The 12,184-nt window shown below is 62.9% G+C and carries 9 protein-coding genes and 2 rRNA genes; all 11 read left to right on the forward strand.

Features of this window, described 5'->3' with window-relative positions:
• The first annotated feature begins 282 nt into the window (after positions 1–282).
• The 11 genes from OG953_RS35645 (at position 283) to OG953_RS35695 (ending at position 12,154) form a co-directional block, all read left to right on the forward strand.
• A 23S ribosomal RNA gene (locus OG953_RS35645) occupies positions 283–3,407 on the forward strand.
• A gap of 79 nt (positions 3,408–3,486) precedes the next feature.
• Positions 3,487–3,603, forward strand: a 5S ribosomal RNA gene (rrf, locus tag OG953_RS35650).
• A gap of 146 nt (positions 3,604–3,749) precedes the next feature.
• Complete coding sequence (locus OG953_RS35655) at positions 3,750–4,358, forward strand: CDP-alcohol phosphatidyltransferase family protein (RefSeq protein ID WP_405689361.1); 609 nt, start codon at positions 3,750–3,752, stop codon at positions 4,356–4,358.
• 114 nt (positions 4,359–4,472) lie between these two features.
• Positions 4,473–6,968 (forward strand): sugar phosphate nucleotidyltransferase, encoded by a 2,496-nt coding sequence (locus tag OG953_RS35660; protein WP_405689363.1) that lies wholly within the window; start codon positions 4,473–4,475, stop codon positions 6,966–6,968.
• 98 nt (positions 6,969–7,066) lie between these two features.
• Positions 7,067–7,990, forward strand: a complete 924-nt coding sequence (locus OG953_RS35665; RefSeq protein ID WP_405689366.1) for a DUF881 domain-containing protein — start codon at positions 7,067–7,069, stop codon at positions 7,988–7,990.
• Complete coding sequence (locus OG953_RS35670) at positions 7,987–8,319, forward strand: small basic family protein (protein WP_003970459.1); 333 nt, start codon at positions 7,987–7,989, stop codon at positions 8,317–8,319. Before OG953_RS35665 ends, OG953_RS35670 begins: the two co-directional genes overlap by 4 nt.
• Positions 8,320–8,324: 5 nt before the next feature.
• Positions 8,325–9,104 (forward strand): DUF881 domain-containing protein, encoded by a 780-nt coding sequence (locus OG953_RS35675; RefSeq protein ID WP_405689368.1) that lies wholly within the window; start codon positions 8,325–8,327, stop codon positions 9,102–9,104.
• Positions 9,105–9,303: 199 nt separating this feature from the next.
• On the forward strand, positions 9,304–10,092 hold the full coding sequence (locus OG953_RS35680; RefSeq protein WP_405689370.1) for an FHA domain-containing protein: 789 nt from the start codon (positions 9,304–9,306) through the stop codon (positions 10,090–10,092).
• Between the two features lie 17 nt (positions 10,093–10,109).
• Positions 10,110–10,841 carry a MerR family transcriptional regulator gene (locus OG953_RS35685; protein WP_405689372.1) on the forward strand — a complete coding sequence of 244 codons (732 nt, stop codon included), beginning with the start codon at positions 10,110–10,112 and terminating at the stop codon, positions 10,839–10,841.
• 53 nt (positions 10,842–10,894) lie between these two features.
• Positions 10,895–11,368 carry a bifunctional nuclease family protein gene (locus OG953_RS35690; RefSeq protein WP_006123076.1) on the forward strand — a complete coding sequence of 158 codons (474 nt, stop codon included), beginning with the start codon at positions 10,895–10,897 and terminating at the stop codon, positions 11,366–11,368.
• Between the two features lie 168 nt (positions 11,369–11,536).
• Positions 11,537–12,154, forward strand: a complete 618-nt coding sequence (locus OG953_RS35695) for a MerR family transcriptional regulator (RefSeq protein ID WP_405689374.1) — start codon at positions 11,537–11,539, stop codon at positions 12,152–12,154.
• The last annotated feature ends 30 nt before the right edge of the window (positions 12,155–12,184 follow it).

Here is a 12,184-nt window from a genome sequence, read left to right on the forward strand (position 1 = left end):
GATTCCGTAAGGAATCCAGAGCCACTACGTCGGCAAATGTTCGACGGTGGTCAGCTCATGGGTGGAACGTTGACTATTCGGCACGACAGGTTGTTTTTCACTAGTACTGCTTCGGCGTGGAACGTGGGAAGGGATCGGTTGTGTCGGGCACGTTGTTGGGTATCTGAGGGTACGGCCGTGAGGTCGCCTTCAGTTGCCGGCCCCAGTGAACTCGCCCTCAGGGGTGGGGTGATGGGTGGCTGGTCGTTGTTTGAGAACTGCACAGTGGACGCGAGCATCTGTGGCCAAGTTTTTAAGGGCGCACGGTGGATGCCTTGGCACCAGGAACCGATGAAGGACGTGGGAGGCCACGATAGGCCCCGGGGAGCTGTCAACCGAGCTTTGATCCGGGGGTGTCCGAATGGGGAAACCCGGCAGTCGTCATGGGCTGTCACCCGCTGCTGAACACATAGGCAGTGTGGAGGGAACGAGGGGAAGTGAAACATCTCAGTACCCTCAGGAAGAGAAAACAACCGTGATTCCGGGAGTAGTGGCGAGCGAAACTGGATGAGGCCAAACCGTATGCGTGTGATACCCGGCAGGGGTTGCGCATGCGGGGTTGTGGGATCTCTCTTTCACGGTCTGCCGGCCGTGAGACGAGTCAGAAACCGTTGATGTAGGCGAAGGACATGCGAAAGGTCCGGCGTAGAGGGTAAGACCCCCGTAGCTGAAACATCAACGGCTCGTTTGAGAGACACCCAAGTAGCACGGGGCCCGAGAAATCCCGTGTGAATCTGGCGGGACCACCCGCTAAGCCTAAATATTCCCTGGTGACCGATAGCGGATAGTACCGTGAGGGAATGGTGAAAAGTACCGCGGGAGCGGAGTGAAATAGTACCTGAAACCGTGTGCCTACAAGCCGTGGGAGCGTCGCTGTATGTGCTTGCACATGCAGTCGTGACTGCGTGCCTTTTGAAGAATGAGCCTGCGAGTTTGCGGTGTGTTGCGAGGTTAACCCGTGTGGGGAAGCCGTAGCGAAAGCGAGTCCGAATAGGGCGTTTCAGTAGCACGCTCAAGACCCGAAGCGGAGTGATCTAGCCATGGGCAGGTTGAAGCGGAGGTAAGACTTCGTGGAGGACCGAACCCACCAGGGTTGAAAACCTGGGGGATGACCTGTGGTTAGGGGTGAAAGGCCAATCAAACTCCGTGATAGCTGGTTCTCCCCGAAATGCATTTAGGTGCAGCGTCGTGTGTTTCTTACCGGAGGTAGAGCACTGGATAGGCGATGGGCCCTACCGGGTTACTGACCTTAGCCAAACTCCGAATGCCGGTAAGTGAGAGCGCGGCAGTGAGACTGTGGGGGATAAGCTCCATGGTCGAGAGGGAAACAGCCCAGAGCATCGACTAAGGCCCCTAAGCGTACGCTAAGTGGGAAAGGATGTGGAGTCGCAGAGACAACCAGGAGGTTGGCTTAGAAGCAGCCACCCTTGAAAGAGTGCGTAATAGCTCACTGGTCAAGTGATTCCGCGCCGACAATGTAGCGGGGCTCAAGCGTACCGCCGAAGTCGTGTCATTCATACGTTAAGGGCTAACGCCTGTGTGGATGGGTAGGGGAGCGTCGTGTGCCGGGTGAAGCAGCCGCGGAAGCGAGTTGTGGACGGTTCACGAGTGAGAATGCAGGCATGAGTAGCGATACACACGTGAGAAACGTGTGCGCCGATTGACTAAGGGTTCCTGGGTCAAGCTGATCTGCCCAGGGTAAGTCGGGACCTAAGGCGAGGCCGACAGGCGTAGTCGATGGACAACCGGTTGATATTCCGGTACCCGCTTTGAAACGCCCAATACTGAATCAGGCGATGCTAAGTCCGTGAAGCCGGCCCGATCTCTTCGGAGTTGAGGGTAGTGGTGGAGCCGACGAACCAGACTTGTACTAGGTAAGCGATGGGGTGACGCAGGAAGGTAGTCCAGCCCGGGCGGTGGTTGTCCCGGGGTAAGGGTGTAGGCCGTGTGGTAGGTAAATCCGTCACACGTTAAGGCTGAGACCTGATGCCGAGCCGATTGTGGTGAAGTGGATGATCCTATGCTGTCGAGAAAAGCCTCTAGCGAGTTTCATGGCGGCCCGTACCCTAAACCGACTCAGGTGGTCAGGTAGAGAATACCGAGGCGTTCGGGTGAACTATGGTTAAGGAACTCGGCAAAATGCCCCCGTAACTTCGGGAGAAGGGGGGCCATCACTGGTGATTGGATTTACTCCATGAGCTGGGGGTGGCCGCAGAGACCAGCGAGAAGCGACTGTTTACTAAAAACACAGGTCCGTGCGAAGCCGTAAGGCGATGTATACGGACTGACGCCTGCCCGGTGCTGGAACGTTAAGGGGACCGGTTAGCTGACTTTCGGGTCGGCGAAGCTGAGAACTTAAGCGCCAGTAAACGGCGGTGGTAACTATAACCATCCTAAGGTAGCGAAATTCCTTGTCGGGTAAGTTCCGACCTGCACGAATGGCGTAACGACTTCTCGACTGTCTCAACCATAGGCCCGGTGAAATTGCACTACGAGTAAAGATGCTCGTTTCGCGCAGCAGGACGGAAAGACCCCGGGACCTTTACTACAGTTTGATATTGGTGTTCGGTTCGGCTTGTGTAGGATAGGTGGGAGACTTTGAAGCAGCCACGCCAGTGGTTGTGGAGTCGTCGTTGAAATACCACTCTGGTCGTGCTGGATGTCTAACCTGGGTCCGTGATCCGGATCAGGGACAGTGTCTGATGGGTAGTTTAACTGGGGCGGTTGCCTCCTAAAGAGTAACGGAGGCGCCCAAAGGTTCCCTCAGCCTGGTTGGCAATCAGGTGTTGAGTGTAAGTGCACAAGGGAGCTTGACTGTGAGACCGACGGGTCGAGCAGGGACGAAAGTCGGGACTAGTGATCCGGCAGTGGCTTGTGGAAGCGCTGTCGCTCAACGGATAAAAGGTACCCCGGGGATAACAGGCTGATCTTCCCCAAGAGTCCATATCGACGGGATGGTTTGGCACCTCGATGTCGGCTCGTCGCATCCTGGGGCTGGAGTCGGTCCCAAGGGTTGGGCTGTTCGCCCATTAAAGCGGTACGCGAGCTGGGTTTAGAACGTCGTGAGACAGTTCGGTCCCTATCCGCTGTGCGCGTAGGAATATTGAGAAGGGCTGTCCCTAGTACGAGAGGACCGGGACGGACGAACCTCTGGTGTGCCAGTTGTTCTGCCAAGGGCATGGCTGGTTGGCTACGTTCGGAAAGGATAACCGCTGAAAGCATCTAAGCGGGAAGCCTGCTTCGAGATGAGTATTCCCACCAACTTGATTGGTTAAGGCTCCCAGTAGACGACTGGGTTGATAGGCCAGATGTGGAAGCCCGGTAACGGGTGGAGCTGACTGGTACTAATAGGCCGAGGGCTTGTCCTCAGTTGCTCGCGTCCACTGTGTTAGTTCTGAAATAACGAACGGCCGTGTTGTGTTCCGGTGTTGGTTAATTTCATAGTGTTTCGGTGGTCATTGCGTTAGGGAAACGCCCGGTTACATTCCGAACCCGGAAGCTAAGCCTTTCAGCGCCGATGGTACTGCAGGGGGGACCCTGTGGGAGAGTAGGACGCCGCCGAACTCCTTTTACGGGAAAGCCCCGCACCTCTGGTGCGGGGCTTTTCTGCGTTCACGAGGTCTTGCGTTACCCCTGTGCACCTGCCAGCGGTGGCTGAGGGTAAGGTCAGGGGGCATCATTGGCACGTTCTTCACACAGGAGGCCCCCGGGTGGAGGTCCAGGAGACTCGGGTTCAGACGGACCGGGTACTCACCATCCCCAACATCCTCAGCATGGCTCGCCTTGTCGGGGTTCCGCTCTTCCTGTGGCTGATTCTTCGCCCCGTGTTCGGCGGCCCCAAAAGCGATGGCTGGGCCTTGCTGGTGCTGATGTTCAGTGGCATCAGCGACTACCTCGACGGTAAGCTCGCCCGCCGGTGGAACCAGATCAGCAGCCTCGGTCGGCTTCTGGACCCTGCTGCAGACCGCCTCTACATCCTGTCGACCCTCGCCGGCCTGACCTGGCGGGAGATCCTGCCGCTCTGGCTCACTGCAGCACTTCTGGCCCGCGAGCTGATGCTCCTTGTGATGGTAGGAATCCTTCGCCGCCACGGTTATCCGCCGCCCCAGGTGAACTTTCTGGGGAAGGCTGCCACGTTCAACTTGATGTACGCGTTCCCCTTGTTGCTGCTCAGCGACGGAAGTGGTTGGCTTGCATCGCTGGCCGCCATTTTCGGATGGGCGTTCGCAGGTTGGGGTACAACGCTCTATTGGTGGGCAGGGATCCTCTACGTGGTTCAGGTCCGCCGGCTCGTCAAGGCGGATGTAGCAGCCGATTGAGCTCGTTGATGCGGGAGCCGTGCAGTGTGGCCGGCCCGCCGCTGATGACCCGGGTGGTGCCCTGACGGGCGAAGTCGGCTAAACCGTCGTCTCTGCAAGGAGGACGTTTCCGACATGAAGGCCGTCGTGATGGCTGGCGGCGAAGGCACTCGTCTTCGCCCCATGACCTCAAGCATGCCCAAGCCGCTTCTGCCCGTCGCCAATCGGCCGATCATGGAGCATGTGCTTCGGTTGCTCAAGCGGCACGGGCTCAACGAGACCGTTGTAACGGTCCAGTTTCTGGCCTCGTTGGTCAAGAACTACTTCGGGGACGGCGAAGAGCTCGGGATGGAGCTCAGTTATGCCAATGAGGAGAAACCGCTCGGCACCGCGGGGAGTGTGAAGAATGCCGAGGAAGCGCTGAAGGACGACACCTTCCTCGTTATTTCCGGTGACGCGCTCACCGACTTCGATCTCACCGACCTCATCGCCTTCCACAAGGAAAAGGGCGGGCTGGTGACGGTGTGCCTGACCCGTGTGCCGAATCCTCTGGAGTTCGGCATCACCATCGTGGACGAGGCAGGCCAGGTCGAGCGTTTCCTGGAGAAGCCGACCTGGGGCCAGGTCTTCTCGGACACCGTCAATACGGGCATCTACGTCATGGAACCCGAAGTGTTCGACTATGTCGAGGCTGACGTCTCCGTGGACTGGTCCGGTGATGTCTTCCCGCAGCTCATGAAGGAAGGAAAGCCCATCTACGGCTATGTCGCCGAGGGCTACTGGGAGGATGTCGGTACCCACGAGAGCTATGTGAAGGCCCAGGCAGACGTTCTTGAGCGTAAGGTCGACGTCGAGATCGACGGCTTTGAGATCTCGCCGGGTGTATGGGTCGCAGAAGGCGCGGATGTACATCCCGACGCGGTACTGCGGGGACCCCTCTACATCGGGGACTACGCAAAGGTCGAACCCGGAGCGGAGATTCGCGAGCACACAGTCATCGGGTCGAACGTCGTGGTGAAAAGCGGCGCCTTCTTGCACAGGGCAGTGGTTCACGACAACGTCTACATCGGCCAGCACAGCAATCTGCGCGGATGCGTGATCGGTAAGAACACCGACGTCATGCGGGCCGCCCGCATCGAGGACGGCGCGGTCATCGGAGACGAGTGCCTGATCGGTGAAGAATCGATCATTCAGGGCAATGTCCGCGTCTACCCGTTCAAGACAATTGAGGCCGGCGCCTTCGTGAATACCTCGGTGATCTGGGAATCTCGCGGACAGGCCCACCTCTTCGGGGCCCGTGGTGTGTCCGGGATTCTGAACGTCGAGATCACGCCGGAGCTGGCGGTCCGGCTCGCCGGAGCCTATGCCACGACCCTCAAAAAGGGCTCGACGGTCACCACCGCCCGTGACCACTCCCGCGGTGCCCGTGCGCTGAAGAGAGCGGTGATCTCGGCGCTCCAGGCCAGTGCCATCGATGTCCGGGACCTGGAGAACGTACCGCTGCCCGTCGCACGCCAGCAGACCGCGCGGGGCAGCGCCGGCGGGATCATGATCCGTACGTCCCCCGGCGTGTCCGATTCGGTCGACATCATGTTCTTCGACGAGCGGGGCGCGGACCTCTCCCAGGCGCGGCAGCGGAAGCTGGACCGGGTCTACGCGCGACAGGAATACCGCCGTGCCTTCCCGGGGGAGATCGGGGACCTGCACTTCCCGTCCAGCGTCTTCGACTCGTACACCGGATCGCTGCTGCGGAACGTGGACACTGCGGGGATTGCCGACGCGGGTCTCAAGGTTGTCGTCGACGCCTCCAACGGCAGTGCCGGGCTTGTCCTGCCCAGCCTGCTGGGCAGGCTCGGCGTGGACGCATTGACCATCAACCCCGGCCTCGACGAATCACGGCCCACCGAATCCGCCGAGACCCGGCGCTCAGGACTGGTGCGGCTGGGCGAGATCGTCTCCTCGGCACGGGCCGCGTTCGGCGTGCGGTTCGACCCGGTAGGCGAGCGGCTCTCCCTGGTCGACGAACGGGGCAGGATCGTGGAGGACGACCGGGCGCTCCTGGTGATGCTCGACCTCGTGGCGGCCGAGCGGCGCAGCGGCAGGGTGGCGCTGCCGGTGACCACGACGCGGGTCGCCGAGCAGGTCGCGGCGTACCACGGCACGCAGGTCGAATGGACGACGACATCGCCCGACGATCTGACTCGTGTGGGACGCGAGGAAGGCACCATCTTCGGTGGAGACGGCCGCGGTGGATTCATCGTTCCCGAATTCAGCAGCGTCTTCGACGGATCGGCTGCTTTCGTGAGACTCATCGGGCTCGTCGCCAGGACCCAGCTCACTCTCAGCCAGATCGATGCCCGTATTCCCCGTGCCCATGTCCTGCGCCGTGATCTGGCCACACCCTGGGCCGTCAAGGGCTTGGTCATGCGGCGGGTCGTGGAGGCCGCCGGTGACCGCAGTGTCGATACGACGGACGGTGTACGGGTCGTGGAGGCCGACGGGCGATGGGTGATGGTGCTGCCGGACCCTGCCGAAGCGGTCACCCATTTGTGGGCTGAGGGTCCGGACGACGCCTCCGCGCAGGCGCTGCTGGACGAATGGGCGGCGGTCGTGGAGAGCGCAGGTCACTGAGGGTTCCACCGGTGTTCCCGGCGGCGTCCGGCGGCGCCTTTGGGCACACAGGTGGGGCCATTCGGCGGTAGCAGTGGCGACGTGCGACGATGTGCGGCATGTCGCAGCAGCCCCCCGATCGGAGTACCGCCTCGCCTCCTGCGCGCCCCGACGCGTCCATGTCGCTGCTGACCAATGTGATGGACCACAGCCTGGACGACGGATACGCCGAGGCATCGGCGCGTCGGGAGGCCGACGGGAGCGCGGGCATGCCCCGCACGCTCAAGTCGAGACTCGGCCTCGCCGCATGTCTGGTGCTTGCTGCACTTGTGGTCACGCTCGGGGCTGCGCAGGCACGTGTCTCCGCGCCGGTCCTCGCCAAGGAGCGCCAGGAGTTGATCGATCGTATCGACGGGGAGACGGCGGCGGCCGACACCCTTGAGTCGCAGGTCGACAAGCTCCGGGACGACGTGGGCAGACGCCAGCGCAAGGCGTTGGAGAAGCACGGCGGGGACCAGGGGGAGCTGGTGGCACTGCTCGCCGGGGCGACAGCGGTGGAGGGGCCCGGAGTGAAACTCGTCGTCGACGACGCCAAGGACACTGACCAGGGCGGTGGCGGGCCGAGGGAGACCAGCGGATTCGCCGACACCGGGCGGGTCCGCGACCGGGACCTGCAGCGGGTCGTCAACGGACTCTGGCAGTCCGGTGCGGAAGCGATCGCGATCAACGGGCAGCGTCTGACGGCCCTGTCGGCGATCCGTGCAGCCGGCGACGCCATACTGGTCGACAACAGACCGCTCGTGCCGCCGTACACGCTGTTGGCGGTGGGGAACGGGAAGCAGCTCAGCACCGCATTCCAGGACAGTGCTGACGGCCAGTATCTGCAGGCGCTCAAGGACACCTTCGACATCCGGACGAGCATGTCCGTCCAGGAGAAGGTGAACCTTCCGGTTGCGCCGAGCCTGATCGTACGGACAGCAGAGCCTTATAAGGCCGCAGACACCGGCAGTGGTGCGGCAGACACAGGGAAGGGCACATCGTGATCGCCGTACTGGGCCTCGTCGTGGGAGTCGTGGTCGGACTGTTGGTCCGACCCGAGGTGCCGGCGGTGGTCGAGCCCTATCTTCCGATCGCCGTCGTGGCTGCCCTCGACGCAGTCTTCGGGGGTCTGCGGGCCATGCTCGACGGAATCTTCGTCGACAAGGTGTTCGTCGTGTCGTTCCTGTCGAACGTCGTGGTGGCCGCACTGATCGTGTTCCTGGGCGACAAGCTGGGCGTGGGAGCGCAACTCTCCACCGGTGTGGTGGTCGTGCTCGGGATCCGGATCTTCTCCAACGCCGCGGCCATCCGCCGGCACGTCTTCCGGGCCTGAGGCCGATGAGCAACGAGGAACTTCCCAGCGACAAGGGGCGCATCGGCGAGCAGCCGACCGACGCCACCAAGGAGCTCACCGGACGTCAGCGGCTGATCGCCGGACTCTGGCCGCCGCGGGTGACGCGAGCCCAACTCATCGTTGCGGTCCTGCTGTTCGTCCTCGGTCTCGGGCTGGCCATTCAGGTGCGCTCGAACAGCGACAACAGCGCACTGCGGGGTGCCCGCCAGGAGGACCTGGTCCGCATTCTCGATGAGCTGGACGACCGAACACAGCGTCTGGAGGACGAGAAGCAGCGCCTCGACGCTCAGCGTACGGAGCTGGAGAACAGCTCCGACCAGGCTGAGGAGGCACGTAAGCAGACGGTGGAGAAGCAGCGGCAACTCGGTATTCTCGCTGGCACCGTGGCGGCACACGGGCCCGGGATCACGCTCACCGTCAATGACCCGGGAGACGGGATCAAGGCGGACATGCTGCTCGACGCGCTGCAGGAGTTGCGTGCGGCGGGCGCCGAGGCGATCGAGGTCAACGGAGTGAGAGTGGTGGCCAATACGTTCTTCTCCGGTGACGGCGGCAACATCAAGGTTGACGGCCGTAAGATCACCGCGCCGTACGTGTTCAAGGTGATCGGTAAGCCCCAGGATCTGGAGCCGGCGCTGAACATTCCTGGCGGTGTGGTGCAGACACTGGAGAAGGAGCAGGCCACTGTGCATGTGGAGCAGGCCGACGACATCGTCGTGGACGTCTTGCGACCGGCGAAGCGGCCTGACTACGCTCGGCCGTAATCCTCGTGAGGCCGCGCCACGGAGGGGTCGAAGGACACGGGCAGGAGGTTGCGGGGGGTCGCCGCATCGTAATGGTGGTGCGTGGTGGAAACTGTCGAGTGGATACGGACGTTGTGAAGATGTCCGGGTCGGCAGGTGTGTTCGTTCAGGGTTCGTCCTGCCCCACGGGCGGGTCTATTTCGGTCAAGGGGAATCGCCCGTGAAGTTGTTTGGGAAGTTGTTCGGCAAGAGCGCTCGCGATGAAGCTGCCCGCCATCGCGCACCGCGCCATGGCCAGGCAGAGGAGCAGGGCTCGGAGCGCCCGCTCTTCCGCGATCAGATGTCCGGTTCGGGCAGTAACAATTCGGGCGCTTCCGGCGCGTCGTCTGTTGACCCTGCCGGTGTCGGCCGCATAGGTTTTTCAGAACCGTCAACCTCAGGTACGGGTGGAGGGCTCGCCCCGGGGCAGGAGGGTTCGTCCATGCCGGTCTGTTCGAGGTGCGGGCATCGCAACGCCGAGGCCAGTCGCTTCTGCTCCAACTGCGGTACGCCGCTGAGGGGTGGAATTCCCGAGCGTGCCTCGGAGACGACCTCGACCATCTCCATCTCCGGTCTTGAGGCATACGAGGCGGAGGCCACCGGGCAGACGTCCGTACCGTCCCTCTCGCCCGAGGCGCAGGCCGCAGTCGATGCTCTTCCGCTCGGCTCGGCACTCCTGGTGGTGCGACGTGGTCCGAACTCTGGCAGTCGCTTTCTGCTGGACGGTGAGCTGACCACGGCCGGCCGTCATCCGCAGAGCGACATCTTCCTCGACGACGTGACGGTGTCGCGGCGGCATGTGGAGTTCCGCAGGAGCCCCGACGGCAGCTTCACGGTCGGGGATGTGGGCAGCCTGAACGGCACCTACGTCAATCGCGAGCGCATCGACTCCGTCGCCCTGTCCAATGGTGACGAAGTGCAGATCGGCAAGTACCGGCTGGTCTTCTACGCGAGCCAGCGGGGCATCTGACCCGTCAGGGAAGGTCCATGCTGAGAACACCGACGGGCGGTGCCGGTCACGGCACCGCCACTGCCGACGACCGCCCGATGAGCATCGGCACGGTGCTCCTGCAACTGCGGGACGAGTTTCCCGAAGTCACGATCTCCAAGATTCGTTTCCTGGAGGCCGAAGGTCTCATCGAGCCGCAACGGACCCCCTCCGGCTATCGCAAGTTCCGTGGGGCCGACGTGGAGCGGCTCGCTCAGGTGCTACGTATGCAGCGGGACCACTACCTCCCGCTGAAGGTCATCCGAGAGCATCTGGATGCCCTCGCCCGTGGCGAACAGTCCACCCTGCCGTCCGGGGGCGACCCGCGGGATCTGACCGACGTCGGCTCCGGACGGGCGACCGCGGCCTGTATCGGCCGTGCCGAGCTGCTGGCGGCCGCCGAGGTCACCGAGAGTGACCTGGATGAGTGGGAGTCGTACGGCCTGGTCGCTCCGACCGCCGAGGGCGGTTACGACGCGGAAATGGTCACGGTGGCCAAGCTTGTGGCGGACTTGGGTCGATTCGGTCTGGAACCGCGTCACCTGCGTGCCATTCGGGCGGCCGCGGACCGTGAGGCGGGACTCATCGAGCAAGTGGTCGCGCCCCTGCGCCGGCACCGGAATCCGCAGACCAGAGCGCATGCGGAGGCCACCGCGAGGGAGCTCGCAGAGCTGTCCGTACGGCTTCATTCGGCGCTTGTGCAGACCGCTCTGCGGGTCCGGCTCCACTGATCATGTCGGTGCCCGACTACCCAAACCTGCCGAGCACGTCCTAGGGTTGCTGTGTGAACGAGCTCGACGTTGTGGGTGTCCGGGTGGAAATGCCCTCCAACCAACCGATCGTGCTCCTGCGTGAAGTGGGAGGCGATCGGTACCTCCCCATTTGGATCGGTCCTGGTGAGGCGACCGCGATCGCCTTCGCCCAGCAGGGCATGGCTCCGGCCAGGCCGCTGACCCATGATCTCTTCAAGGATGTGCTCGAGGCCGTCGGCCAAGAGCTCACCGAGGTCCGTATCACGGACCTGCGGGAAGGGGTCTTCTACGCGGAGTTGGTCTTCGCCAGCGGGGTCGAGGTGAGTGCGCGGCCGTCCGACGCCATAGCGCTCGCACTGCGCACCGGAACGCCCATCTACGGCAGTGACGGGGTGCTCGACGATGCCGGCATCGCCATCCCGGACGAGCAGGAGGACGAGGTGGAGAAGTTCCGCGAGTTCCTCGACCAGATCTCACCGGAGGACTTCGGTACCAACAGTCAGTAACCGTTCTACGGGGTCGCAGTCAGCGCATCCGACAAGCCCTTCCCGCTTGCAAGACACGGGAAACCACTCTCAGGGTGATTATCACTCGGCGTGCCGAGTGTGGCGATCGTTGACGCACCCCGAGTGACTGCCTACCTTCGAGATGGCAGGTCAAGGACGGAGGTCGGCGTGAGAAGCAGCGGCGACGGTACGGCAGTGGGTGGGCCGTATCCGCAGCAGGGGAGTAAAGCCGGCCACACCATCAGGCAACCGGTTGAACCGGCGGCGGTGGCGGGGGGCGGCGTGGCATCGGCCAACGACATCGGCTATCGCGGGCCGACAGCTTGCGCGGCCGCGGGGATCACCTATCGGCAGCTCGACTACTGGGCGCGCACGGGGCTGGTCGAGCCGAGCGTGCGTCCGGCATACGGCTCGGGCACACAGCGGCTCTACAGCTTCCGGGACGTTGTCCTGCTGAAGATCGTGAAGCGTTTCCTGGACACGGGCGTCGCCTTGCAGAACATCCGCACCACGGTTCAGCACCTGCGGGCCCGCGGCTTCCAGGATCTTGAGCGGATGACGCTGATGAGCGACGGGGCGACGGTCTACGAGTGCTCCTCGCCCGACGAGGTCGTCGATCTGCTCCAGGGCGGCCAGGGGGTCTTCGGTATCGCCGTGGGTGTGGTGTGGCAGGACGTCGACGCCGCCCTGTCACAGCTGCACGGTGAGCGGGTGGACACCGGCGAGACGCTGGTCGGGAACAACCCCACCGATGAGCTCGCGCGCCGACGCAACCGCGCCGGCTGATTTGGCTGGGGAATCGGGTGCGGCGATTGT

The organism is Streptomyces sp. NBC_00057 (genome assembly GCF_045041165.1).
GTDB lineage: Bacteria > Actinomycetota > Actinomycetes > Streptomycetales > Streptomycetaceae > Streptomyces.

Bases quoted from the DNA above. Each gene is read 5' to 3' on its own strand.
- OG953_RS35685 (WP_405689372.1), top strand. From the start codon at position 10,110: ATGCTGAGAACACCGACGGGCGGTGCCGGTCACGGCACCGCCACTGCC.
- OG953_RS35660 (WP_405689363.1), top strand. From the start codon at position 4,473: ATGAAGGCCGTCGTGATGGCTGGCGGCGAAGGCACTCGTCTTCGCCCC.
- OG953_RS35665 (WP_405689366.1), top strand. From the start codon at position 7,067: ATGTCGCAGCAGCCCCCCGATCGGAGTACCGCCTCGCCTCCTGCGCGC.
- OG953_RS35675 (WP_405689368.1), top strand. From the start codon at position 8,325: ATGAGCAACGAGGAACTTCCCAGCGACAAGGGGCGCATCGGCGAGCAG.